The organism is Aeromicrobium sp. 9AM (assembly GCF_902506105.1).
In the GTDB taxonomy this organism is placed as follows: domain Bacteria; phylum Actinomycetota; class Actinomycetes; order Propionibacteriales; family Nocardioidaceae; genus Aeromicrobium.
In genome coordinates, this window is sequence record NZ_LR733304.1 from 2,870,991 (window position 1) to 2,894,047 (window position 23,057).

Genomic DNA, 23,057 nt, shown 5'->3' on the forward strand with positions numbered 1-23,057 from the left:
CTCCTGTCAGTCGCCGTGACAGCACCCTAGGCGACGGGCGGGAACAGGTCCTCGAGCTCGCGGTGCACGTGCAGGCGAGCCGGGTTCTCCCGGCTGGAGGCCCGCCAGAGCGAGGCGACCCGGCGCGTCGGTGTGGGGTCGACGACTGGCACGGCCCGGACGCGCGGCGACAGCGACTCCCGGCCGAGTCGCGGGACCAGCGCCACCGCGACGCCGTGCTCGACCATCGCTGCGTGCGTCGAGTAGGACCCGTCGAAGTAGCGCATGTCGGGCCGGACCCCGTGCATCGCGAACATGTGCACGAGCCAGTCGTGGCAGATCGTGCCCGCCGGGGTCGTGATCCAGCGCTCGTGCACCAGGTCCATCGGGGTGACCGAGTCGCGCAGGCTCAAGGGGTGGTTCCACGGCAGCAGCACGTCGGCACGGTCGACGTGCACCTCGTGCTGCTCGAGGGTCGTCGGCACCTCGAGCGGCATCGTGCTCCAGTCGTGCACGATCGACAGGTCGGTGCCGCCGCGTTCGACCAGCGTGACGGCCTCGCGCGGGTCGACCTCGAGCACCGTGACGTCGAGGTCGGGAGCGGTCGCCCGCACCCGCGCCACCAGGGGCGCCACGATGCCACGCGATGCCGTCGAGAACGAGGCGATCCGGAACGTGCCGCGCAGCTCCTCGGCGCCACCGACGGCGATGTTCTCGACCTGCTCCAGATCGGCGAGCAGGAGCCTCCCCCGCTCGGCGAGCAACCGGCCGCGCTCGGTGAGTATGACGCTGCGGCCGACGCGCTCCAGCATCGGCGACCGGCTCTGCCGCTCGAGCTTCTTGATCTGCTGCGAGACCGCCGATGGCGTGAAGTCGAGCGCTGATGCCGCCGACACGATGCTCCCGTGGTCGCGTACGGCGATCAGTGCACGCAGCGCGCCCAGGTCGATCATGAAGCAACTGTACGCTGTTTCATGCAGAGACCGTCGTTGGTGCTTCATGGTTGAGCGAGAGACACTGAGGACATGTCCCCCAAGCACAGCATGCTCGCCGTCCTCGCCATGCTGATCTGGGGCGCCAACTTCGTGGTCATCGACGAAGGTCTCGCCGACGTGCCGCCGCTGCTGTTCCTCGCGATGCGCTTCACCTTCGTCGCCCTGCCGCTCGTGTTCTTCGTGCCGCCGCCTCGCGCCGGCTGGCGCACCGTCGTCGCAGTGGGCACGTTCATGAGTCTTGGCCAGTTCGGCCTGCTCTACCTCGCACTGGACCTCGGCATGCCCGCGGGGCTGGCGTCGTTGGTGCTGCAGGCGCAGGTCATCTTCACGATCGTCATCGCCGCGATCGTGATCAAGGAGGTGCCGAGCCGCCGCCAGGTCGTCGGCGCGACGATCGGCACGGCGGGCCTGGTGCTGGTCGTGGTCGCACACGGCGCGTCAGCGCCGGTCGTGCCGCTGCTCGTGCTGCTGGGAGCGGCGACCTCCTGGGCGATCGGCAACGTCATCGCCCGCCAGGCCGGCGTCTCCTCCGGCTTCTCGCTGGTGGTGTGGTCCGCCCTCGTCGTGCCGCTTCCGGCGCTCGTCCTCTCGTTGCTGGTCGACGGTGGCGGCGAGGTGGGCCGGGCACTGACGCACCTGTCCGGCGTCGCGATCGCCAGCACGGCGTTCACCGCGATCGGTGCCTCGCTCGTGGGCTACGGCATCTTCAACTCGCTGCTCGCCCGCTATCCCGCCAGCGCCGTCGTGCCGTTCGTGCTGCTGGTCCCGGTCATCGGCATTCTCACCGCCTGGATCGTGCAGGACGAGGTGCCGACCGTGCTCGAGCTGGTGGGCGGGACCGTGATGCTGGTCGGTGTTGCGGCAGCGACCATCAGTCGGCGACTCGCGGGCGGCTCTACGCGAGGAGAGCCGATCTCGCCATCAGAGCCAGTCGGGTCCGCATCGCCGACTCGCTGATGCGAGCACTGTGGGGCGTGGAGTTGAGCAGGCCGAAGGTCGCCTGCACCACGGCACGCGCCTCGGCGGGACCGAGGTCGTGGCGCAGCAGGCGTACGACGTCGACCCACACGTCGATGTAGGCCAACTGCAGTGAGCGGACCTCCTTGCGTCCTGCGGCGTTGAGGTTGGCCCACTCGCGTTCCTGGATGACGATGAGCGCGGGGTGGCCCAGGGCGAAGTCGATGTGCCACTCGATGAGGGCATCGAGCGCCGCCGCCGGGTCGGTGGCAGCAGTGGCTCGGGCGGTGCCTTCGGCCAGGAGCTCCTCGCTGATGGCGGTGAGCGCCTGCGTGAGGATGTCGTCCTTGCCGGCGAAGTGCTTGTAGAGCGCCGGGCCCGAGATGCCGCACGCCCCGCCGATGTCGTGGACCGAGACGCCGTGGAACCCCCGCTCGGCGAAGAGTGTCGCGGCAGTGTCGAGGATCTGCTGGCGACGGGTCGTGGTCACCACGACACTCTAAGGCCAGTGGCGCGAAGTGGTTAACAACTGTTAACCTCACGTCATGCGTGAACTCGTCGAGGAGCTGCGTGCGCGGCTCGAAGTCGCCCGTATGGGCGGGAGCCAGGCAGCCCGCGACCGCCACGTCGCGCGAGGCAAGCTGCTGCCGCGCGATCGCATCGAGCACCTCCTCGACCCCGGGTCACCCTTCCTCGAGATCGCTCCGCTTGCCGCCGACGGCGTGTATGACGACGACGTGCCGAGCGCCGGGATCATCGTCGGGATCGGGCGGATCAGCGGGCACGACTGCGTCATCGTGGTCAACGACGCGACGGTCAAGGGCGGCACCTACTTCCCGCTGACGGTCAAGAAGCACCTGCGAGCCCAGACGATCGCGGAGGAGAACAACCTGCCGTGCGTCTACCTCGTCGAGTCGGGCGGCGCGTTCATCCCGATGCAGGACGAGGTGTTCCCCGACCGCGAGCACTTCGGCCGCATCTTCTTCAACCAGGCCCGCATGTCGGCCAAGCAGATCCCGCAGATCGCAGCGGTGCTGGGCTCGTGCACGGCCGGCGGGGCGTACGTCCCGGCGATGAGCGACGAGACCGTCATCGTCAAGGAGCAGGGCACGATCTTCCTGGCCGGCCCGCCGCTGGTGAAGGCCGCGACCGGTGAGGTCGTGACGGCCGAGGCCTTGGGTGGCGGCGACGTGCACGCCCGTGTCTCCGGGGTTGTCGATCACCTGGCCGACGACGACGCGCACGCGCTGCAGATCGTACGGTCGATCGTCGGCACGCTCGAGCGACCGCCGAGCCCTGAGCCGCCGCACGATCCGGTGCCGCCGGCCGAGGACCCCGAAGGCCTGTACGACGTCGTGCCGATCGACTCCCGCACGCCGTATGACGTGCGCGAGGTCATCCGCCGGGTCGTCGACGCGTCCCGGCTCCACGAGTTCAAGCCGCTCTACGGCGAGACGCTGGTCTGCGGCTTCGCCCGGATCTGGGGCTACCCGGTGGCGATCCTCGCCAACAACGGCATCCTGTTCGGTGAGTCGGCGCTCAAGGGCGCGCACTTCGTCCAGCTGGCCAACCAGCGCGGCATCCCCCTGGTGTTCCTGCAGAACATCACCGGCTTCATGGTCGGCCAGGAGTACGAGAACCGCGGCATCGCCAAGGACGGCGCCAAGCTCGTCACGGCCGTCGCCTCGTCGGTCGTGCCGAAGTTCACCGTGGTGATCGGCGGCTCGTACGGCGCCGGCAACTACGGCATGTGCGGGCGGGCGTACGACCCGCGGTTCCTGTGGATGTGGCCCAACGCGCGCATCTCGGTCATGGGTGGCGAGCAGGCGTCGGCGGTCCTGGCCACGGTCAAGCGCGACGGCATCGAGGCTCGCGGCGGTGAGTGGTCGGCCGAGGACGAGGCCGCGTTCCGTGAGCCCATCCGCGAGAAGTTCGAGCACCAGGGCTCGCCCTACTACTCCACCGCACGGCTGTGGGATGACGGGATCATCGACCCGGTCGACACCCGGCGCGTCCTCGGGATGGGCCTCCAGCTCGCCGCCGCCACACCGACCCCCGCGCCGCAGTTCGGCCTCTTCAGGATGTAGTCGCCGAAATGGTTACGTCGCGTTGTTTCTTCCGAACTGAGCTCGTGGTCTCACCACGAGGAGGTGAGATCGCATGAAATTCTCGAGTGTGTTGGTCGCCAACCGGGGCGAGATCGCCCGGCGGGTCATCCTCGCGTGCCGCGAGGCCGGGCTGCGCAGCATCGCGGTCTACTCCGATGCCGACGCGGATGCCCCATACGTACGCTTCGCCGACGACGCGGTGCGCCTCGGGCCGACGCCGGCGACGGAGTCCTATCTCTCGATCGAGCGGGTCCTGGCCGCCGCGAAGGAGTCCGGCGCCGAAGCGATCCATCCCGGGTACGGCTTCCTGTCTGAGCGTGCCGAGTTCGCCCGCGCGGTCACCGAGGCCGGGCTGGTCTTCATCGGGCCGACCGCCGAGGTCATGGACGCGATGGGCCGCAAGGACCGCGCGCGGGCCATCGCGGAGCGAGCGGGCGTACCGGTGACGCCGCAGTTCGACGCCCTCGCCGTGCCGGCCGACGCCTACCCGGTCCTCGTCAAGGCGGCAGCCGGCGGCGGCGGCAAGGGCATGCGCATCGTGCGCGAGGCCGCGGGACTGGCCGCAGCCATCGAGGCCGCAGGGCGTGAGGCGGCCGCGGCGTTCGGCGACGACACGTTGCTGGTGGAGAAGTACGTCGAGGCCGGCCGGCACGTCGAGGTCCAGGTCTTCGGCGACACCGCGGGCAACGTCGTGCACCTCTTCGAGCGCGACTGCTCGGTGCAGCGCCGGCACCAGAAGGTCGTCGAGGAGGCGCCCGCGTACGGACTGACGGACGAGCTGCGCCATACGTTGCACGAGTCGTCCGTCGCGCTGTGCCGCGAGGTCGGCTACACCGGGGCCGGCACGGTCGAGTTCCTCGTCGCCGACGGCCGGGCGTACTTCCTCGAGATGAACACCCGCCTGCAGGTCGAGCACCCCGTCACCGAGGAGATCACCGGGCTCGACCTGGTGCAGTGGCAGCTGCTCGTCGCGGCCGGCGAGCCGTTGCCGTTGACCCAGGACGAGATCACCGCGACGGGTCACGCGATGGAGGTCCGGGTGTACGCAGAGGATCCGTATGCCGGGTTCCTGCCGCAGGCCGGCCACGTGCTCGACGCCGCCTGGCCCCTCGGAGCCCGCGTCGAGACCGATCTCGGCGCCGACCAGGAGGTCTCCACGGCGTACGACCCCATGCTCGGCAAGATCGTCGTCGCCGGCGCCGACCGCGAGGATGCGCGCCGCCTGATGGTCGAGGCCCTGGACGACACCGGGATCTTCGGGGTGACCACCAACCTCGGCTTCGTACGCCGACTGGTCGCGAGCCCCGACTTCGCCGACGGCGACGTGCACACCGCGTGGCTCGACAGCGACGCGTCGATCGACCTGCTGACTCCGCCGAACCTGCCGGCCGAGGCGGCGCGCACCGCGGCGCTGCTGTGGGCGGGCTTCACCGTCTCGGCGGGAGACTCTCCGTGGTCGGCCGGTGACGGCTGGCGCTCGGCGGCGGACCCCGCGCCGACCCGCATCGCGTTGATCGACGAGTCCGGCGCGGCGTGGGAGTTCGGCTTCACCGACGACGACGAGCTCGAGGACGGGCTGTTGGCGATCGCCGACGACGACAGCGTGACGATCGCGTGGCAGGGGCAGAACTGGCGGCTCGAGGCGCCCGATCCCATGCGTGGCGGCCACCGCGCCGGAGCGGCGACGGACGCCGATCTCGTGTCGCCGATGCCCGGCACGGTCCTGCGGATCGACGTGGCGGAGGGCGAGACGGTGGCTCTCGGCCAGCAGCTCGGCGTCGTCGAGGCGATGAAGATGGAGCTCGCGATGCTGGCCCCGTACGACGGTGTGGTCTCCCACGTCGGCGCTGCAGTCGGCGAGCAGGTGCCGATCAAGCACCTCCTCTTCACGGTGGACCCGGCATGACCACGGCAGCGGTTGTCCGCGACCCGGCGTTGCCGGAAGCCGTCACGATCTATGAGGTCGGGCCGCGCGACGGGCTGCAGAACGAGTCCGCGATCGTCATGCTGGACGACAAGGCGGAGTTCATCGGCCGGCTCGTCGCGGCGGGGTTGCCGATCGTCGAGGCCACGAGCTTCGTGCACCCGAAGTGGGTGCCCCAGCTCGCCGACGCCGCCGAGCTCGTCGCCAAGCTGCCGCTCGACGGCCCGACCCCGCTGCCGGTGCTGGTGCCCAACGAGCGCGGCCTCGACCGCGCGCTCGAGGCCGGGTGCAGCCACATCGCGATCTTCGGCAGCGCCACGGAGACGTTCGCCCAGAAGAACCTCAACGCGTCGCTCGACTCGCAGTTCGCGATGTTCGAGCCCGTTGTGAGCCGGGCGCGTGACGCCGGCCTCGACGTCCGGGCATACGTGTCGATGTGCTTCGGCGACCCGTGGGAGGGCGAGGTGCCGATCGACCAGGTCGTGACGACCGGCAAACGACTGCTCGACCTCGGCGCCACCCAGCTGTCGATCGGCGACACGATCGGGGTCGGCACCGCTGCGCACGTCGGCGCGCTGATCGACGCGTTCGGTGCCGCCGGCGTCGGGGTCGACCGGCTGGCGATGCACTTCCACGACACGTATGGGCAGGCGCTCGCCAATGCGTACGCGGCGCTGCAGCACGGCATCACGACGTTCGACGCGTCGGCCGGCGGCCTCGGCGGCTGCCCGTACGCCGAGAGCGCGACTGGCAACCTCGCGACCGAGGACCTGGTGTGGATGCTGACCGGCCTGGGCATCGAGCACGGCGTCGACCTCGAGGCGCTGGTGCGCACCAGCGTGTGGATGTCGGGTGTGCTCGGAAAGGAGCCGGCCAGCGCCGTCGTGCGCGCGCTGGGCTCTCAGGCCGACTGAGCCAGCCGGGCCGAGACCCGGGACGACAGCAGCGTGTATTGCCGGTCGAGCCGCGTCGGACCCGTCGGGCGCACGACGTCGATGCTGCCGACGACATGCTCGTCGGGGCCGAACTGGTCGAGGGTGATGTCGACTTGCTCACCGTCGGGCAGCCGGTTCCACCAGTGGAAGTCGGTGCGCTCACCAGCCGTGAAGACCTCACCGGTGACGAGCGAGCCGCCGAAGAAGTCGTGGATGACCAGGGCCGTCGTGGCGCACTGACCGCGGGCCGGGTTGTCGGGCGTCCAGTCGGCGACGTCCTCCGGCGCGCAGGTGTCTGGTCCCCAGGACTCGCGCAGCGCGAGGATCACGGCTTCGAGCGTCATGCGTACGACGGTAGGTGCCGGGTGTGACATCCTTCGCTCGCTCGTTCCTCGCTCGTTCCTCGCTCGCTCCCGGTCGGCCGCGGGCGGCCTCCCTAGGAACCGGCAGCTCAAGTCACCTTGCGCCGGTCGCGGAGCTCGTCGGCGGCGTACTGGCCGATGTGCCACGTCGCCAGCGCGTCGCTGGAGCCGCCGACGGCACCTCCGAGCAGCGGGACGCGCCGGCCGATCAGCGTGATGGCCCGCCGGCCGGCCGTGCGTGCGACGAGCTCGGCGGTCACCTCGCGCGACAACGTCGCATCGAGCTCGGGGTCGTGCACCGGCGAGGTGGCCAGCGTCATCGGCGAGGACGGCAGCCGGTGCCGCTTGACGAGCGCCTTCACGGCATCCTCGCCGAGCATGCAGGCGAGGATCGCGTTGCGGACGCGCGGGTCCTCCAGGTCGTAGCCGCGCAGGTGCGCGATGCCGGCGACCAAGTGGCACTGCACGAGCGTCACGCCGACGACGTTGGCCGGCACCGACAGCGCAAGAGTCGAGAAGCCGCCCAGGTTGGTGACGAATCCCTGCACCCCGGCGAGGCTCGTGTGCATCCGGACGAGGCCGCGAATGGCCTTCTCGACGTCACCACCGTGGTCGACGAGCTTGGTGTCGGCCGACGAGGCGGCCGACCGCAGCGGGCCGAGGCCGTCGATCGCGTGATCGAGGACCGTGCGCACATGGCCGGAGGCGATCGCAGGAGCCAGCTTGGCGCCCGCGGTGACAGCGACGGTGCGGCGAACTCCCATCCGTCCAGCATAGGTCGGTGCCGCCGGTCGGCATCCTCTGGAGCCGCGTGCGCTGGCCTACGCTGTGGACATGGGCCGCCCCTTCTCCGCGCGCGTGGTGGACGGTGACTGGCGGCAGGCGGCCGAGGCCTGGATCCACGACCGGCTGGACCAGCACGGTGACGTGCTCGACGGTCCGATCGAGCAGCCGCGCGTACGCCCGTGGTCGACGCAGCTCACGGTCCCGACCACTGCCGGGCGGCTGTGGTTCAAGGCGAACGCGGCAGCGCTGGCGTTCGAGCCGGCGCTCCAGCTCGAGCTCGCCGGCCTGGTGCCCGATGCCGTCGATCCGCCCTACGCCATCGACGCGGCACGCGGCTGGATGCTGACGCGCGACCGGGGCGTGACCCTCCGCGAGACCCGGGAGCCGACCCTCGCCGACTGGCAGCGGATCGTGGTCGAGGTTGCCACGATCCAGCAGGCGGCGGCTCCGCACCGCGACCGGCTGCTGGCGATCGGGCTGCCGGACTACTCCCCGGCGACGGTGCTGGGCCGGTTCGACCGCGTCGTCGAGATCTTCTCGCACCATCCCGCCGACCATCCGGCCCACGTCGATGCCGAGCTGCGGCGCCGGCTGGCTGACGCTCGTCCGGTCCTCGCGGATGCCGTCGAGGTGTTGTCGCAGGGCCCGCTGCCGACCACATGGCAGCACGGTGACGTGCATCCCAACAATGTCTTCGCACTCGAGGACGGGTCGATGCGGGTCTTCGACTTCGGCGACGGGCAGTGGGCCAACGCAGCGGAGGCGATGTGCGTGCCGTTCGGCTGGATCACCTCGCTCACCTCGCTGCCGTGGGATCCCGTCCTCGAGGCGTACGCCGACGCCTGGGACCTCGAACCGCGCGTCATGCGAGAGGTGCTCGTCTCGGCGGAGCTGACCCAGGCCGTCAACCGCGCCGCGAGCTGGTCCACCTTCCTCGACGAGGCGACGGCTGCCGAGTGGCAGACGTGGGGCGACGGCCCGGTGCGCCACCTGTCCCGCGTCCTCGATGCGCCATGACCCGCGCCGCACTGCCGCCGACACCGTGGCTGTTCGACCCCGAGGGCTGGCCGGCCGAGGACTGCATCGCCGTCGGCGCCGACCTCGAGCCCGGCACGCTGCTGGAGGCATACCGGCAGGGCGCCTTCCCGATGCCGCACGACGGGATGCTGCTGTGGTGGTCGCCGATGCAGCGCGGCGTGCTCGTCCCCTCCGAGCTCCGCGTCAGTCGATCCCTGGCGAGGTCGCGCCGACGCTTCTCGGTGACGATCGACGAGTCGTTCGAGGAGGTCATCGACGCGTGCGCCGATCCCTCGCGGCCCGGCGCCTGGATCGACTCGTCGATCCGTGAGGCGTACGTGCGGATGCACCACCTCGGCTGGGCCCACTCGATCGAGGTGCGCGACGCGGAGGGGCAGCTCGTCGGCGGCTTGTACGGACTCAGCGTCGGGCGGCTGTTCGCCGGTGAGTCCATGTTCCACTGGGCATCGGACGCCTCGAAGGTCGCGCTCATGGGGCTCGTCGAGGTGGTCGGCGATGAAGGGTTGATCGACACGCAGTGGCGCACCGAGCACCTCGCGTCCTTGGGCGTGACGGAGTGGCCGAGGGACCGCTACCTGCGGGAGATCGCGACGCTCGTCGACAGCGAACCGCCCACGATCTGGGGTTGATAGCAGGTGAACGATCCGGGCTGCTGTGGGGGCGCGATTGAATCGTTGCCGTGACTTCATAGACTGTCGAACACACCCATTCACTCACAAGGAGCTTTTGTGGCTATCTCACGCAACGACCTCGTCGCTGCCCTCGCTTCGAAGGCCGGCACCAGCAAGGCCGAGGCTGACGCAGTTCTCTCGTCCTTCAGCGAGATCCTGCTCGACTCCGTCAGCAATGGCGAGAAGGTCTCGATCCCCGGCATCCTGTCCGTCGAGCGCGTCGCACGTGCCGCTCGCACGGGTCGCAACCCCTCGACCGGCGAGACGATCGACATCCCCGCCGGCTTCGGCGTCAAGGTGAGCGTCGGCTCGCGCCTCAAGGCCGCCGCCAAGTAGGACCGCACGAACCGCGCAGCGCCATCGGGATCTTCCCGGTGGCGCTGTTTCATGTCTGGTGTGAGGATGACGCCCATGTCCACGCGCTATCACCGCCTCGCGCGCGAGACACCCGCGTACGCCTGGTGGAAGCTCCCGCTCGCCGGCCTGCTCGCCGTGCCGATCTACTTCGGCGCGATCATGGTGCTGCTGGTGGTCGCCCTCATTGTGTTCGCCGCGGGTCCGGGGGTCGACCAGCTGGATGCCTGGACCGACGCGTCGGGCGACCTGGACCTGCAGCACCTCGACTTCTTCGCGCTCGACATGGTCGGGCTGGCGCTGATGATCCCGGCGGTGCTGGTCGCGATCCTCATCACCGGACCGCGCCCGATCGGCTACCTCTCGTCCGTCGCCGGCCGTCTGCGCTGGCGCTGGCTGGCCCGCACCGCCGTGATGGCGTTCGTGGTGTTCATCCTGACGATCGGCGGCTCGGTCGCGCTGGGCGAGGTGACGGATCCGTCGGAGGTCAGCTCACCCGACGTCAGCACGCGGGCGCTCGTCGCGATCGGCCTCGTCCTGCTGCTGACGCCGTTCCAGGCCGCCGCGGAGGAGTACGTCTTCCGCGGCTACATCCTGCAGCTCGTCGGCTCGTGGACCCGCTTCGCGATCATCCCGGTCGTCGTCTCGGTGCCGCTGTTCGTCGCCGGTCACACGTACGAGCTGTGGGGCCTCGTCGACGTCGGCATCTTCGGTCTCACGGCGGCGGTCCTCACGATCCGCACCGGCGGGCTCGAGGCCGGCATCGCCGCGCACACCGCCAACAACGTCGTGCTGTTCGTGCTGGATGCCTTCGGCATGATCTCCGCGACGGACGACAGCGGAGCCGGTCCGCTGGACCTCATTCCGACGATCATCTCGAGCGCCCTGTTCCTGGCCTGGGTCGAGTGGGCCGCACGACGTCAGGGGCTGGAGCGGACCCGGCCGCCGATCACACCGCCGCCGACGCCACCGGCACCGATGTGGCCGCCGCCTCCGTACGCCTACTGGTGGCCTCCGGTCCAGCAAGCTCCACCGCAGTGGCAGCCGCCGTCGGCACCCCAGCAGGCGTGGCCACCGCCGCACGTACCCGCGGCACCGCCGACCGCACCTGCTCCTCTGCCGCACATACCCGCTGGCTCCGGGATGCACCCCGAGACGCCGCCCTACCCGGGCGACCTGCCGCCCGACTGGAACTGACGGACAGCTAGTGGGCGACGGGCCTGCCGGCCTGCTCCCAGGCGTCCATGCCGCCCTCGAGGTTGGTCACGTCGTAACCCTGTGCGTGCAACCAGGCCGTCACGCGGGCGGACCGGCCACCGACGTGGCACACGACGAGCGTCGGTGCGGACGGATCGAGCTCGCCCACGCGTGCCGGGATCTCGCCCATCGGGATGTGGACGGCACCTTCGATGTGCCCGGCCGCCCATTCGTGGGGCTCGCGCACGTCGAGCACGACGAGATCGGTCGGAATCACCTCTGGGATGACGGTGATGTCAGTGGTCGGGATGGCCGAATCGCTCATACGACCATGGTCCCTCGCGCCGTGTGATGGGACACGTACGGGGGTCTTCTTTGCCCAGGGAGTAGCGATGAACCCCCTCGAGTAGTTACTTTGGGCTATGTACGTGTCGCTTTCCGAACCTTCGGAACCAGCGGCACCTCCTGTTGATCGGCAGATTGGTGGTGTCATGAAGGCTCATGACACGATTCGTCTGCCCTTCGCGTTCTCGACGCCGGGCATCGCCCGCACCCGTCTCGCGGCGTTCCTGACGGTCAACCGGGCGTCCAACGACGTCATCGACGACGCCCTGATCGTCATCAGCGAGATGATCGCCAACGCGGTCAGCCACGGTGTCCCGACGTCCGACGGCACGATCGAGATCTCGTGGGCCATCAACGGCACGTTGCTCGAGCTCAGCGTCTACGACGCCGGACAGGGCGGATCGCTCAAGCCGATCGACTTCGACGAGGACTCGCTCAGTGGTCGCGGACTCTCGATCATCAACCGCGTCGCCGACCGCTGGTGGGTCGACATGTCGACGGGCACCCGGGTCAACGCCGAGCTCGGCCTCAGCCCCCACTGATCCTCCTTCGGCTCGCTGGCGCTCGCCTCCCGGTCGGCCGCGGCCGGCCTCCCTAGGATCTGGATGACCGCTCCGCGGTGAAGAGACCTCGGACTGGTCGCCTAGACTCGCCCGTCATGGGCAAGAAGTCGCGAATCAAGAACAAGGCCGCCAAGAAGGAACGCATGCCGTTCGTGGCGCGCACCTTCGAAGGGCTCCCCCACGAGGCTGACTGGATCGCCTTGCGGGAGTTCGTGCCCTCAGCAACCGCCACCATCACGCTCGCCTCGGGCGAGACGGTCAAGGTGTGCTCGCTGCTGCCCGGCAACGGCGCCGGCATCGTGCGCCCGGACGGCGAGATCTGGGTCGGCCTGCAGGTCGCCCACAACTTCGGCGACATCAGCCGCGACCTCGCGTACGTCGTGGAGACCGCCCGCGAGATGGAGCCCGGTCAGCCCGTCCCGATGGGCGAGCCCGGGGTCGGCCCGCGCCTGCAGGACCTGATCGACCCGTCGAGCGGTTTCGACGTGACGGTGCACGAGGGCTTCGACTTCTGGGTCGAGGGCACCGATGAGCGTCCCGAGACGGCTGACCTCCTGGCCGAGGCCAACCAGACGATCGCCCCGACGATCAAGCTCGACTCGGTCGAGTCGGCGTACTGGACCGAGATGGGGTCCCAGCGGTTCCTCCGCTGGGTCATGACCGACGACGAGGCGCCGCTGCTCGATGCGCTGGCCCGTCTGCGAGCGCGTGGCGAGGAGACGCTGGGTGAGGGCACCAAGCTGATCGGTCACTTCCGCACTCACGGCCGGCTCGTGCCGGTGTGGGAGTTCCCTTCGACAAGCTCAGGACAAGCGAATGTCGGAGACCTGGAGAAGCCGGCTCAGGAGTTCCGCGCCCGGCTCGACAAGGCACTCGCCGAGGACGCCCCGCTGACGCCGGAGCAGCGCTCGGCCCGCAACGCGATCGTCAGCGGCCAGGTCCCCATCCGCTGAGACGGATCCCCGGGAATCCCGGCCTTCCTCACGCGGTTGAATGAGGTATGACGAGTTCTTTTGACGTGGTCGTGCTCGGCGCCGGCCCCGGTGGTTATGTCGCGGCCGTTCGCGCCGCCCAGCTCGGCCTGAGCGTAGCCGTGGTGGAGGAGAAGTACTGGGGCGGCGTGTGCCTCAATGTCGGGTGCATCCCGTCCAAGGCGCTGCTGCGCAACGCGGAGCTGGCGCAGATCTTCACACACCAAGCCGACACGTTCGGCATCCGCGGCGACGTCAGCTTCGACTACGGCGTCGCGTTCGACCGCAGCCGTGGGGTCGCCGACGGCCGGGTCAAGGGCGTGCACTACCTGATGAAGAAGAACGGCATCACCGAGTTCGACGGCCGCGGGACGTTCACCGGCCCGAACTCGCTCGACGTCGCCCTGACAGCCGGCGGCACCGAGACCGTCGAGTTCGCCAACGCGATCATCGCGACGGGCTCGACCGTGCGCATGCTGCCCGGCGTGAAGCGCAGCGCCAACGTCGTGACGTACGAGGAGCAGATCCTCAACCGCGACCTGCCCCGCACGATGCTCGTGGTCGGTGCCGGTGCGATCGGCATGGAGTTCGCGTACGTGCTCAAGAGCTACGGCGTCGACGTGACCATCGTGGAGTTCCTCGACCGGGCGCTGCCCAACGAGGACGTCGAGGTCTCCAAGGAGATCACCAAGGCCTATCGCAAGCTCGGCATCCCGATCCTGACGTCGACCAAGGTCGAGTACGTGACCGATCACCGTGACGGCGTGACGGTGACCTACACCGGCAAGGACGGCACCAGCACCACGATCGAGACCGACCGCGTGCTCGTGTCGGTGGGCTTCGCGCCACGCGTCGAGGGCTTCGGGCTGGAGACGACCGGCGTGGAGCTGACCGAGCGCGGCGCCATCGCGATCGACGGGCGGATGCGCACCACCGTGCCGCACATCTACGCGATCGGTGACGTCACCGCCAAGCTGCAGCTCGCCCACGTCGCCGAGGCGCAAGGCGTCGTCGCCGCCGAGACGATCGGCAACGCCGAGACCCAGGAGCTGGGTGACTACCGCATGATGCCGCGGGCGACGTTCAGCCAGCCGCAGGTGGCGAGCTTCGGGTTGACCGAGCAGCAGGCACGCGACGAGGGGTATGACGTCAAGGTCGCCAAGTTCCCGTTCACGGCGAACGGCAAGGCGCAGGGTCTCGGCGAGCCGGGCGGGTTCATCAAGCTCATCGCCGACGGCGAGCACCTGGAGCTGCTGGGCGGGCACCTGATCGGCGCCGACGTCGCCGAGCTGCTGCCCGAGCTGACGCTGGCGCAGAAGTGGGACCTCGGAGCGCTCGAGCTGGCCCGCAACGTGCACACGCACCCGACGCTCAGCGAAGCGCTGCAGGAAGGCTTCCACGGCCTCGCCGGCCACATGATCAACCTGTGACCGGAGTTCCCGACCCCTAGGGAGGCCGCCCGCGGCCGACCGGGAGCGAGCTCTGCGAGCGAAGGGTGGCGAGTGACATGCTCGCCCGACCCTTTCGTCGTACGCCCCTTCGGTCGCTAGCTGTGATGTCCGGGCAGGTTGTTGAGTCTGCTGATGGGTGTGCCGCCGATGGCGGAGTGGATCCTGTGGTGATTGTAGAAGTGGATCCAGCCCGGGAGCGCTGTTCGGCGGGCGGTTTCTGAGTCGTAGAAGCGGGCGTATGCCCAGCCGTCGGCCAGGGTGCGGTGGAATCTCTCGATTTTCCCGTTGGTTTGGGGTCGGTAGGGCCGGGTTCGTTTGTGGGTGATGCCGAGCTCGGCGCAGGCGTCTCGCCAGGCGTGGGAGCGGTAGCAGCCTCCGTTGTCGGACAGGACGCGTTCGACGGTGACGCCATGGTCGGCGAACCATTCGATGGCGCGATGGAGCACTCCGACCGCGGTGTCGGCCTTCTCATCGGCGCAGATCTCGACGTAGGCGACGCGCGAGTGGTCATCGATCACGGTGTGCACGAACGCTCTGCCGATCACCGGTTCATATGTTCTGCTTCGCGGAGCTCCGGTGCGCACGATCGTCGCCACGCGGTTCCGGTCTCCCTGCTGTTTGCCGACGTAGCGCCACCCACCACCGTCAGGGATGTTGCCGAACTTGGTGACATCGACATGGATCATCGACCCGGGATGGGGGTGTTCGTAGCGGCGGATCGGTTCACCGGTGACCCTGTCGATGCGGCTGAGCCGGTTCATCCGACACCGCACCAGCACCGCGTGGACCGTCGAGGCCGGGATCCCGAGCCGGCCTCCGATCTGCACCGGTCCGAGGCGGTGCCGCCACCGCAGGCGCACGATCTGCCGCACCACGGCAGGTGGCGTCTGATTCGGGCAGGAACGTGGCCGCGAGGACCGGTCGGCCATCCCGGCCGGGCCTTCGTCTCGGAACCGGGCAGCCCATTTGCGGGCCGTCACGGTCGAGACCATGAACATCTTCGCCGCCTCCGGCGGCGACCAGCGATCCTCAACGATCAGTTTCGCGAGCCTCAAACGGGCACGAGGGGTCAAAGCAGCGTTAGCGTGGGACACGAAGGCCTCCTGTGTGCGGAGCGGTTACTAGACATCTCCACTCCACAACCGGAGGCCTTCGCCGTCCAGCAGATCAGGTCCGTGTCGCGAAACAACGTCCCTGGACATCACAGCTAGCGCTCCCTCCCGCCCTCGTCCCTCGGGCTAGGGGCCGGATCGTAGGCGCTGTCACACATCCTGAGGGTGCGTCGTCTGGGGGGTGAGCGGCGCACAGTGCGCCGCAGGACAGGAGAAGGCGTCATGCCCCGCATTCCCGCACTGGCTCCCAAGGACGCCGGGACGATGGTCAAGATCGGCTACCGGATGGCCCGCAAGCAGCTGGGCGAGGTGCCCGAGCCGTTCGCGATCATGGCGCACCACCGCAAGATCTTCGTCCTGGCTGCGCGGCACGAGCTGGCGCTGCAGAAGGCCATGCACGTCGTGCCGCCCGCGCTGATCGAGCTCGCGGTCTACCGCACGGCGTGGACCGTCGGCTGCTCGTGGTGCGTCGACTTCGGCGCGATGCTGCAGCGCATGGACGGCCTCGACATCGACCGGCTGAAGGAGATCGGCGAGTTCGAGACGTCCGACAAGTTCACCGAGGCCGAGCGCGAGGTCATCCGCTACTCCGACGCCATGACGGAGACGCCGATGGCGGTGACCGACGAGCAGGTCGCCTCGCTCGTCGAGAAGTACGGGCACGACGGCGTGCTCGAGCTGACGTACCAGATCTCGCACGAGAACCAGCGCGCCCGGATGAACCACGCCCTCGGCATCACCGACCAGGGCTTCAGCTCCGGCGACCAGTGCCGGGTGCCCTGGGCTACTGACCTGGCCGAGCCGGCCAGTCAGGCAGTCTGACGCCCGACCACTTCTCGGGGTTGGCGACGTCGTACGTCGCGCAGACCAGGCCGTCGCGCACCGCGAATCCCGCGACGCGCGGCGGCGAGCTCTGCCGGGCCGACTCGCCCTGCCAGCCGTATGTCGCGACGCCGAGCTGACCGTTGACCAGGACGAGCTCCAAGGTCGACAGGGCGTCGGGCCCGTAGCGACTGAGGAGTCCGAGGTAGAACCGGGCGAACTTGGTGGCGCCGTGAATGACGTTGACTGCCGTGTTGGTGGTGCCGTTGGCGTCGCCCATCACCAGCGCGTCGGGGTGCAGCGTTGCGAGGACGGCGTTGAGGTCGCCGGTCGCCATGGCCTCGAGGAACCGGCCGACGGCGGCGTTGTGCTCCTCGTCGGGCACGGGCGGCGGCGGATCCGCAAGGCTCCGGCGAGCGCGCGAGGCCAGCTGCCTCGCGTTGGCCGGCTCGATGCCCAGCACGTCCGCGACCTCGCCGAACGGCACGCCGAACGCGTCGTGCAGCACGAAGGCGACCCGCTGATCGGGTGGCAGGACGTCGAGCACGACCATGGCCGCGAGCCGGTTGTCCTCGTCACGGACGACCGCCTCGAGCGGGTCCGGCGTTGCGCTCGACGACACCAGGGGCGTGACGATGGGTTCGGGCAGCCACTGTCCGACGTACGTCTCCCGGCGCGCGACGGCCGACGTCAGTCGGTCGAGGCAGAGGCGGCTCACGACGGTCGTGAGCCAGGCCTGCATGTTGTCGATGTCCGCTGCGCCGGTTGAGCCCGTCGAAGCCCGGTCCAGCCGCAGCCATGCCTCCTGGACCGCGTCCTCCGCATCGGCGACGCTGCCGGTCAGCCGGTAGGCGACGTTGAGCAGGCGGGGACGCTCGGCCTCGAACGTGTCGACCAGGGTCATGGCTTCAGTCGCGCTCCACCGGGCACGACATGCAGCGCGGTCCGCCACGGCCGGACCCCAGCTCCGAGCCACTGATCGCGACGACCTCGATGCCGTGCTCCTCGAGGCGGGCATTGGTCTGCTCGTTGCGCTCGTACGCCACGGCGAGCCGGGGGCCGATCGCCAGGGTGTTGTTGCCGTCGTCCCACTGCTCGCGCTCCGCCGTGACGGGGTCGAGGCCCGTGTCGATCTGGTGCAGCGTGTCGATGCCCATCGCCTGGGCGGCCGCGGTGAAGAACGACTGCTCATCGGCCACGACCAGCTGGTCGCCGGTGAACGTCACGGCATGGGCGCGGAGGTTGTCGGCCATGTTGGGATAGATCACGACGGTGTCGATGTCGACCATCGTGACGATCGTGTCGAGGTGCATCGTGGCACGCTCCTGGGCGATCGGCACCGCCAGCACGGTGTGCGCGAGGCCGCCGGTCAGCACCTGGCGGGCGAAGCGCTCGAAGCCGGCTGGGGTCGTGCGCTCGCCGACGCCGACCGCGATGACACCGGGAGCCAGCAGCAGCACGTCGCCGCCCTCGACGTGCTCGAGGTGCGGGCCGTGGACGCGCGGGACGTCGGCGAAGCGGGGGTGGTGCTCGTAGATCAGCCCGGTCAGCTGCGTCTCGCGGACGCGGGCCGGCATCGCCAGGCTCGTGACGGCGACGTGGCCGGGCAGCCACACGGACGAGTCGCGGGTGAACAGCAGGTTGGGCAGCGGCTCGATGAGGAAGTCCTCGGGCGGAAGCAGGCTCGTGACGATGCTGCGGAAGCTCGTGACCTCGTCGTTGCGCAGCCCGGCGGTCAGCGTCAGCGCGAGCTCCTCAGGCGCGAGATCCGTCATGACACGGGCGATGTGCTGCCGCAGACCGTCGCCGAGTCGCAGGCTCGCGGTCGTGCTCTCGATGATCGTCGCGCGGGCCTCCTCGACGGCGAGCGACTCGACCAGCAGCTCGACGAGATAGAGCACCTCGACGTCGCGATCCCGCAGCGCCTGGGCGAAGGCGTCGTGCTCGTCCTGGGCCCGGCCGAGCCACGGAATGCCGTCGAACAGCAGCTGGTCGTTGTTGCGCGGAGTCAGCCGTCCGAGCTCGGGGCCCGGCCTGTGCAGCATGACCGTACGCAGGCGACCGACTTCACTGTCCGCTCCGAGACCCATGCAGTTCACCCTAGGGGACGGCGGGGCTCGTTCCTGTGTCGAGAGACGCACCCGATTCCTTAACGGTCGAGGCCCTGTCGGGCATACGCTCGTACGTGTGGATTGGAACGACTACGACGCTGCCCTCTTCGACCTCGACGGCGTGATCACGCCGACGGCCGAAGTGCACATGCGCGCCTGGGCCCAGATGTTCGGCGACTTCCTGAAAGAGCGCGGGATCGCCGAGCCCTACACGGATGACGACTACTACACGTACGTCGACGGCAAGCCGCGCTACGAAGGCGTGCGTTCCTTCCTCGAGAGCCGCGGCATCGAGCTGCCCGACGGCGATCCGGCCGACCCGCCGTCGTCCGACTCCGTCGCCGGTCTCGGCAACCGCAAGAACGCCGACTTCGAGCAGATCCTCGAGACCGACGGTGTCGAGCCCTATCCGGGTTCGGTCACGCTGGTCAACGAGCTGGTCGAGCGCGGCACCAAGATGGCCATCGTCTCGAGCTCGCGCAACGCCCCGGCCGTGCTGCGCGCCGCCAAGATGATCGACTTCTTCCCCGTGATCGTCGACGGCAAGGTTGCCGCAGAGCGCGGGCTCGCCGGCAAGCCCAAGCCCGACACGTTCCTCGACGCCGCCGAGCAGCTCGGCGTGCCCAAGGAGCGAGCCGTGGTGTTCGAGGACGCCCTGTCGGGTGTCGCCGCAGGGCGCGCGGGTGACTTCGGGCTCGTCGTCGGCGTCGACCGCGGCGCCGGCCCGGACAAGCTGCTCGAGAACGGCGCGGACGTCGTCGTCAACGATCTGGACGAGCTGGCATGACCGCGCATCCCAAGACGGAGCACCCCAAGAGCTTCGACGGCGTGAGCGGGCCCTCGCACGTCGCGCCGCAGGTGCACGACTTCCTCGACCGCTCGCGCTATCCCGTCGACGAGTGGGCTCTGGTCGAGAACTACATCAACAGCGAGGACCTCGGCACGACTGAGACGCTGTTCTCCGTCGGCAACGGCTACCTCGGGCTGCGCGGCAACGTCGACGAGGGCCGCGACTCCTACTCGCACGGCACCTACATCAACGGGTTCCACGAGACCTGGCCGATCCAGCACGCGGAGGAGGCGTTCGGCTTCGCGCGCGTCGGCCAGACGATCGTCAACGCCCCCGATGCCAAGGTCATCCGCCTCTACGTCGACGACGAGCCGCTGCTGCTGCAGATGGCCGACCTGATGGAGTACGAGCGTCGCCTCGACTTCCGCTCCGGTGTGATGTCACGCGAGATCCTCTGGCGTACGCCCGGCGGCAAGCGGGTGCAGATCCGCTCGCGCCGCATGGTCTCGTTCACGCAGCGCCACCTGGCGATCATGACGTTCGAGGTCACGATGCTCGACGACTACGCGCCGGTCGCGATCTCGTCGCAGATCCTCAACCGCCAGGACGGCGAGGACGAGTACCACGTGCGTTCCAAGGCGATGGGCGAAGGCGTCGACCCGCGCAAGGCCAGCAGCATGCGGCATCGCGTGCTGATCCCGCAGAGCAACTCCGGCAACGTCGCCGACGGCCGGGTCGGGCTGGGCTACCAGTGCACCGAGAGCGGCATGACGATCGCGGTCGCGGCCGACCACCGGCTCGAGACGGCCAACAACTACACCAAGCGCATCCAGACCGATGACGACCTGGCCAAGATGACCTACCGCATCGATGCCGAGCCGGGTCAGCCCATCACGCTGACCAAGATGGTCAGCTATCACACGTCGCGTGGCGTCCCGTCCCGTGAGCTGCTCGACCGCTGCAACCGTACGCTCGACCGCTCGCAGGACGAGGGCCTCGACCAGCAGCTCGCCGACCAGCGCCAGTGGCTCGACGACTTCTGGGAGCGCTCGGACGTCGAGGTGCCCGGCCAGCCGGAGGTGCAGCAGGCGGTGCGCTGGAACCTCTTCCAGCTCGCCCAGGCCTCGGCCCGCGCCGAAGGCACCGGCATCCCGGCCAAGGGCGTGACTGGTTCGGGTTACGGCGGTCACTACTTCTGGGACACCGAGGTCTACGTCCTGCCGTTCCTGACCTACACGACCCCGCGCGCAGCGCGCAACGCCTTGCGGTTCCGCTACAAGCTGCTCGACGCGGCGCGGACCCGGGCGAAGCAGCTCGCACAGCACGGCGCCCTGTTCCCGTGGCGGACGATCAACGGTGAGGAGGCCTCGGCCTACTACGCCGCCGGCACCGCGCAGTATCACATCGACGCCGACATCTCGTACGCGTTGAGCCAGTACCTCGCGGCGACGGGTGACACCGACTTCCTGACCCGCGAGGGCATCGACGTGCTCGTCGAGACGGCACGCATGTGGGTCGACCTCGGCTTCTGGCGCAACGAGGAGGACGGCACCTTCCACATCCACGGTGTGACGGGTCCCGACGAGTACACGACGGTCGTCAACGACAACCTCTTCACCAACGTCATGGCGCGCTTCAACCTGCGCCGTGCGGCCGAGGCCGTGCGCGACCTCGCGATCCGCGACGGCGTGCAGTACGACCAGGTCGTCCGGCGCCTCGACCTCGACGAGCGTGAGGTCGCCGACTGGGAGCGCGCCGCCAACGACATGGCGATCCCCTATGACGAGCACCTCGGCGTGCACCCGCAGGACCAGCACTTCCTGGAGCGCGAGGTGTGGGACCTGGCCAACACGCCGATGGACAAGCGTCCGCTGCTGCTGCACTACCACCCGCTGGTGATCTACCGGTTCCAGGTGCTCAAGCAGGCGGACGTCGTGCTGGCGCTGTTCCTGCAGGGCGACCAGTTCGATCCCGAGGAGAAGCGCGCCGACTTCGAGTACTACGACCCGATCACGACAGGCGACTCGACCCTGTCAGCGGTCGTGCAGTCGATCATCGCCGCCGAGGTCGGCTACCACGACCTCGCGCTGCGCTACTTCCACTCCGCCCTGTTCGTCGACCTCGCCGACCGGCACCACAACACCTCCGACGGTGTCCACGTGGCATCGACCGGCGGCGTCTGGGGTGCTTTGGTCAACGGGTTCGGCGGTTTCCGCGACTACCGAGGCGTGTTCACGCTCGACCCGCGACTGCCCGAGTCGTGGGACTCCCTGATCTTCCGCGTCACCCTGCGGGGCACGCGCGTACGTGTCACGGTCCTGCCGGACAGCGTCGAGCTCAGCGTCGAAGAGGGCAAGGAGGCCACGATCTCGATCCGTGGCCAGGAGATCACGGTGCTGCCCGGCGATCCGGTATCGGTCCCGCTCGACGGCCAGGGGCCCCGCATCGAGGGCGAGCCACCACCCGTACCGGGCCGCCGGCGGGCCGACGGCACGGTCATCGCGGCCATCGTCCCCGGCACCTGAGCTCGCCGCACGTCCCCCAGCCCAGGGGAGTAGTCCGGGCTGGAGGGCGGCGGTGACACGGGCAATCGCTCCTAGGACGCACAACACCCGTGCCAGTTGGGGGGAGACCTCCGCTACGGGCCTTCGCGGCTCATGTGTCGACCTTCATCGATCGACGGATGTCGGCGAAGTCGTTGGCGACTGCGGTGCTGACCGCTCGGAACGTGTTCTCCAGCAGCTTGGCCATCTCGGCGATCGCCAGGGACGGCACCTCGTCCACGCTCGCGGTGTGGACATGGAGCGTCTCGACCGCACGCTGGGCGCAGGTCGGCATGGCGCCGCCGACGACGAACGACCGAATGTCCGGCCCGCCTGTCGTGCTGTCCGACTCGATGAGCTCGGCGCAGAATGCCACGTGGACGTCCTGGCCGACCTCCAGGCCGCGCTTGGCGAGGGGCCGGACGAGCAGCTCGTGGGTGCACCCGACGTACGTCGTGGAGGTGAGGATCAACAGCTGACCGGGGCGCGCATGCTGAGTGACGGTGGCGCAGGCTCGCTTGAGTGGGTTGAGGTCTGGGGCGAAGTACTCGTTGACCGGCGCGGGCACGCAGATGATGACCGCGCGGGCCTCACCGAGCGTGGCGTGGTCGGCCGTCATCTGGAACCGGTCATCCGTCAGGGCCTGGTCGAGCTGCTCGCGATCCGCGTCGGTCAGGTCAGCCATGCCGGCACCGACCGAGATGAGCCGGTCCGCCGAGGCGTCGATGCCGAGGACGGACAGACCGCTGGCGAAGTACGTGAGCGCGGTGTGCAGGCCGACGTATCCCAGCCCGATGATGCAGACGTCGTACTGGAAAGGTGACTCGTGCGACGGTCGTACGTGGGTGTCCCCGATGGCCATGATTAGCTCCCCTGCTGCTCGATCGCGTGTGTCGAAGTCCTCCCTCGAACTGCCTGGCGGTGTGCGAGCACTTGGGATATCCGAAACACTGCTGCCTCCGCGACTGGCTGGCACGAAAACTGGCGTTTACTACGGACCCCCGCAATGTGCGCACGCGTGGCCTGCGAGATCCCGCTACGGG

The 23,057-nt window shown here is 69.2% G+C and carries 23 protein-coding genes; 14 read left to right on the forward strand and 9 right to left on the reverse strand.

The genetic code is table 11. The annotated features are described in order from the left end of the window. Nucleotides 1–26: 26 nt before the first annotated feature. Nucleotides 27–932, reverse strand: coding sequence for a LysR family transcriptional regulator (locus tag BOSE46_RS20685; protein WP_159542311.1), 906 nt, complete (start codon nucleotides 930–932; stop codon nucleotides 27–29). A 72-nt stretch (nucleotides 933–1,004) separates the two neighbouring features. Here BOSE46_RS20685 and BOSE46_RS20690 point away from each other — a divergent pair, with 72 nt between their 5' ends. Next, on the forward strand, nucleotides 1,005–1,931 hold the full coding sequence (locus BOSE46_RS20690; protein ID WP_159542313.1) for an EamA family transporter: 927 nt from the start codon (nucleotides 1,005–1,007) through the stop codon (nucleotides 1,929–1,931). Here BOSE46_RS20690 and BOSE46_RS20695 read toward each other — a convergent pair. Beyond that, nucleotides 1,870–2,421 (reverse strand): TetR/AcrR family transcriptional regulator, encoded by a 552-nt coding sequence (locus tag BOSE46_RS20695; protein ID WP_159542315.1) that lies wholly within the window; start codon nucleotides 2,419–2,421, stop codon nucleotides 1,870–1,872. The two genes, BOSE46_RS20690 and BOSE46_RS20695, sit on opposite strands and share 62 nt — an antisense overlap. 55 nt (nucleotides 2,422–2,476) lie before the next feature. Between BOSE46_RS20695 and BOSE46_RS20700 the strand changes: the two genes are divergently transcribed. From BOSE46_RS20700 to BOSE46_RS20710, 3 genes are all read left to right on the forward strand, one after another. Next, nucleotides 2,477–4,018: a carboxyl transferase domain-containing protein gene (locus BOSE46_RS20700; RefSeq protein ID WP_159542317.1), complete on the forward strand. Its 1,542-nt coding sequence runs from the start codon at nucleotides 2,477–2,479 to the stop codon at nucleotides 4,016–4,018. Nucleotides 4,019–4,091: 73 nt separating this feature from the next. Further along, entirely contained in the window at nucleotides 4,092–5,945 is a 1,854-nt protein-coding gene (locus tag BOSE46_RS20705; protein ID WP_159542319.1) for a biotin carboxylase N-terminal domain-containing protein, read from the forward strand. Beyond that, nucleotides 5,942–6,877 (forward strand): hydroxymethylglutaryl-CoA lyase, encoded by a 936-nt coding sequence (locus tag BOSE46_RS20710; RefSeq protein WP_159542321.1) that lies wholly within the window; start codon nucleotides 5,942–5,944, stop codon nucleotides 6,875–6,877. The genes BOSE46_RS20705 and BOSE46_RS20710 overlap by 4 nt, the downstream gene beginning before the upstream one ends. Here the strand turns inward: BOSE46_RS20710 and BOSE46_RS20715 are convergent. Together BOSE46_RS20715 and BOSE46_RS20720 are read right to left on the reverse strand one after the other, a co-directional pair. Beyond that, nucleotides 6,865–7,242 carry a hypothetical protein gene (locus BOSE46_RS20715; RefSeq protein WP_159542323.1) on the reverse strand — a complete coding sequence of 126 codons (378 nt, stop codon included), beginning with the start codon at nucleotides 7,240–7,242 and terminating at the stop codon, nucleotides 6,865–6,867. The genes BOSE46_RS20710 and BOSE46_RS20715 overlap by 13 nt on opposite strands. A 107-nt stretch (nucleotides 7,243–7,349) precedes the next feature. Beyond that, the gene (locus tag BOSE46_RS20720; protein WP_159542325.1) at nucleotides 7,350–8,024 is read right to left on the reverse strand and encodes an EcsC family protein; all 675 of its coding nucleotides are present in this window, start codon (nucleotides 8,022–8,024) and stop codon (nucleotides 7,350–7,352) included. A 70-nt stretch (nucleotides 8,025–8,094) separates the two neighbouring features. Between BOSE46_RS20720 and BOSE46_RS20725 the strand changes: the two genes are divergently transcribed. The 4 genes from BOSE46_RS20725 (at nucleotide 8,095) to BOSE46_RS20740 (ending at nucleotide 11,306) form a co-directional block, all read left to right on the forward strand. Then, nucleotides 8,095–9,063, forward strand: coding sequence for a phosphotransferase (locus BOSE46_RS20725; protein WP_159542327.1), 969 nt, complete (start codon nucleotides 8,095–8,097; stop codon nucleotides 9,061–9,063). After that, nucleotides 9,060–9,713, forward strand: a complete 654-nt coding sequence (aat, locus tag BOSE46_RS20730; protein ID WP_159542329.1) for a leucyl/phenylalanyl-tRNA--protein transferase — start codon at nucleotides 9,060–9,062, stop codon at nucleotides 9,711–9,713. Before BOSE46_RS20725 ends, aat begins: the two co-directional genes overlap by 4 nt. Before the next feature lie 105 nt (nucleotides 9,714–9,818). After that, nucleotides 9,819–10,091, forward strand: a complete 273-nt coding sequence (locus BOSE46_RS20735; protein ID WP_201299764.1) for an HU family DNA-binding protein — start codon at nucleotides 9,819–9,821, stop codon at nucleotides 10,089–10,091. Nucleotides 10,092–10,166: 75 nt separating this feature from the next. Then, nucleotides 10,167–11,306, forward strand: coding sequence for a CPBP family intramembrane glutamic endopeptidase (locus tag BOSE46_RS20740; RefSeq protein WP_159542333.1), 1,140 nt, complete (start codon nucleotides 10,167–10,169; stop codon nucleotides 11,304–11,306). Nucleotides 11,307–11,313: 7 nt separating this feature from the next. Here BOSE46_RS20740 and BOSE46_RS20745 read toward each other — a convergent pair whose 3' ends face one another. Beyond that, the gene (locus BOSE46_RS20745; protein ID WP_159542335.1) at nucleotides 11,314–11,631 is read right to left on the reverse strand and encodes a rhodanese-like domain-containing protein; all 318 of its coding nucleotides are present in this window, start codon (nucleotides 11,629–11,631) and stop codon (nucleotides 11,314–11,316) included. 166 nt (nucleotides 11,632–11,797) lie between these two features. On the opposite strand from BOSE46_RS20745, the gene BOSE46_RS20750 reads away from it, so the two are divergent. The 3 genes from BOSE46_RS20750 to lpdA all read left to right on the forward strand — a co-directional run bounded on the left by BOSE46_RS20750 (nucleotide 11,798) and on the right by lpdA (nucleotide 14,615). Continuing rightward, complete coding sequence (locus BOSE46_RS20750; protein WP_159542337.1) at nucleotides 11,798–12,193, forward strand: ATP-binding protein; 396 nt, start codon at nucleotides 11,798–11,800, stop codon at nucleotides 12,191–12,193. 116 nt (nucleotides 12,194–12,309) lie between these two features. Next, nucleotides 12,310–13,167 (forward strand): DUF5926 family protein, encoded by an 858-nt coding sequence (locus tag BOSE46_RS20755; RefSeq protein WP_159542339.1) that lies wholly within the window; start codon nucleotides 12,310–12,312, stop codon nucleotides 13,165–13,167. A 47-nt stretch (nucleotides 13,168–13,214) separates the two neighbouring features. Further along, on the forward strand, nucleotides 13,215–14,615 hold the full coding sequence (gene lpdA, locus BOSE46_RS20760) for a dihydrolipoyl dehydrogenase (RefSeq protein WP_159542341.1): 1,401 nt from the start codon (nucleotides 13,215–13,217) through the stop codon (nucleotides 14,613–14,615). A 116-nt stretch (nucleotides 14,616–14,731) separates the two neighbouring features. On the opposite strand, the gene BOSE46_RS20765 is transcribed toward lpdA, so the two are convergent. Further along, nucleotides 14,732–15,730, reverse strand: coding sequence for an IS481 family transposase (locus tag BOSE46_RS20765; RefSeq protein ID WP_159542343.1), 999 nt, complete (start codon nucleotides 15,728–15,730; stop codon nucleotides 14,732–14,734). 240 nt (nucleotides 15,731–15,970) lie between these two features. On the opposite strand from BOSE46_RS20765, the gene BOSE46_RS20770 reads away from it, so the two are divergent. Continuing rightward, complete coding sequence (locus BOSE46_RS20770; protein ID WP_159542345.1) at nucleotides 15,971–16,570, forward strand: carboxymuconolactone decarboxylase family protein; 600 nt, start codon at nucleotides 15,971–15,973, stop codon at nucleotides 16,568–16,570. Here the strand turns inward: BOSE46_RS20770 and BOSE46_RS20775 are convergent. Next, nucleotides 16,533–17,474 (reverse strand): sigma-70 family RNA polymerase sigma factor, encoded by a 942-nt coding sequence (locus tag BOSE46_RS20775; protein ID WP_159542347.1) that lies wholly within the window; start codon nucleotides 17,472–17,474, stop codon nucleotides 16,533–16,535. The genes BOSE46_RS20770 and BOSE46_RS20775 overlap by 38 nt on opposite strands. A 4-nt stretch (nucleotides 17,475–17,478) precedes the next feature. Beyond that, a complete protein-coding gene (locus BOSE46_RS20780) occupies nucleotides 17,479–18,660 on the reverse strand; it encodes an arginine deiminase (RefSeq protein ID WP_159542349.1) in 1,182 nt (393 codons plus the stop codon). 97 nt (nucleotides 18,661–18,757) lie between these two features. On the opposite strand from BOSE46_RS20780, the gene BOSE46_RS20785 reads away from it, so the two are divergent. Next, nucleotides 18,758–19,468 (forward strand): HAD family phosphatase, encoded by a 711-nt coding sequence (locus BOSE46_RS20785; RefSeq protein ID WP_159542351.1) that lies wholly within the window; start codon nucleotides 18,758–18,760, stop codon nucleotides 19,466–19,468. Continuing rightward, the gene (locus BOSE46_RS20790; RefSeq protein WP_159542353.1) at nucleotides 19,465–21,996 is read left to right on the forward strand and encodes a glycoside hydrolase family 65 protein; all 2,532 of its coding nucleotides are present in this window, start codon (nucleotides 19,465–19,467) and stop codon (nucleotides 21,994–21,996) included. Before BOSE46_RS20785 ends, BOSE46_RS20790 begins: the two co-directional genes overlap by 4 nt. 130 nt (nucleotides 21,997–22,126) lie before the next feature. On the opposite strand, the gene BOSE46_RS20795 is transcribed toward BOSE46_RS20790, so the two are convergent. After that, a complete protein-coding gene (locus tag BOSE46_RS20795) occupies nucleotides 22,127–22,876 on the reverse strand; it encodes a hypothetical protein (RefSeq protein WP_159542355.1) in 750 nt (249 codons plus the stop codon). Between the last annotated feature and the right edge of the window lie 181 nt (nucleotides 22,877–23,057).

Coding starts and splice junctions, on each gene's coding strand:
- BOSE46_RS20715 (WP_159542323.1), bottom strand. CDS start 7,242: ATGACGCTCGAAGCCGTGATCCTCGCGCTGCGCGAGTCCTGGGGACCA.
- BOSE46_RS20700 (WP_159542317.1), top strand. CDS start 2,477: ATGCGTGAACTCGTCGAGGAGCTGCGTGCGCGGCTCGAAGTCGCCCGT.
- BOSE46_RS20720 (WP_159542325.1), bottom strand. CDS start 8,024: ATGGGAGTTCGCCGCACCGTCGCTGTCACCGCGGGCGCCAAGCTGGCT.
- BOSE46_RS20795 (WP_159542355.1), bottom strand. CDS start 22,876: ATGGCCATCGGGGACACCCACGTACGACCGTCGCACGAGTCACCTTTC.
- BOSE46_RS20710 (WP_159542321.1), top strand. CDS start 5,942: ATGACCACGGCAGCGGTTGTCCGCGACCCGGCGTTGCCGGAAGCCGTC.
- BOSE46_RS20770 (WP_159542345.1), top strand. CDS start 15,971: ATGCCCCGCATTCCCGCACTGGCTCCCAAGGACGCCGGGACGATGGTC.
- BOSE46_RS20790 (WP_159542353.1), top strand. CDS start 19,465: ATGACCGCGCATCCCAAGACGGAGCACCCCAAGAGCTTCGACGGCGTG.
- aat (WP_159542329.1), top strand. CDS start 9,060: ATGACCCGCGCCGCACTGCCGCCGACACCGTGGCTGTTCGACCCCGAG.
- BOSE46_RS20755 (WP_159542339.1), top strand. CDS start 12,310: ATGGGCAAGAAGTCGCGAATCAAGAACAAGGCCGCCAAGAAGGAACGC.
- BOSE46_RS20685 (WP_159542311.1), bottom strand. CDS start 932: ATGATCGACCTGGGCGCGCTGCGTGCACTGATCGCCGTACGCGACCAC.
- BOSE46_RS20750 (WP_159542337.1), top strand. CDS start 11,798: ATGAAGGCTCATGACACGATTCGTCTGCCCTTCGCGTTCTCGACGCCG.
- BOSE46_RS20775 (WP_159542347.1), bottom strand. CDS start 17,474: ATGACCCTGGTCGACACGTTCGAGGCCGAGCGTCCCCGCCTGCTCAAC.
- BOSE46_RS20740 (WP_159542333.1), top strand. CDS start 10,167: ATGTCCACGCGCTATCACCGCCTCGCGCGCGAGACACCCGCGTACGCC.
- BOSE46_RS20780 (WP_159542349.1), bottom strand. CDS start 18,660: ATGGGTCTCGGAGCGGACAGTGAAGTCGGTCGCCTGCGTACGGTCATG.
- BOSE46_RS20745 (WP_159542335.1), bottom strand. CDS start 11,631: ATGAGCGATTCGGCCATCCCGACCACTGACATCACCGTCATCCCAGAG.
- lpdA (WP_159542341.1), top strand. CDS start 13,215: ATGACGAGTTCTTTTGACGTGGTCGTGCTCGGCGCCGGCCCCGGTGGT.
- BOSE46_RS20705 (WP_159542319.1), top strand. CDS start 4,092: ATGAAATTCTCGAGTGTGTTGGTCGCCAACCGGGGCGAGATCGCCCGG.
- BOSE46_RS20725 (WP_159542327.1), top strand. CDS start 8,095: ATGGGCCGCCCCTTCTCCGCGCGCGTGGTGGACGGTGACTGGCGGCAG.
- BOSE46_RS20690 (WP_159542313.1), top strand. CDS start 1,005: ATGTCCCCCAAGCACAGCATGCTCGCCGTCCTCGCCATGCTGATCTGG.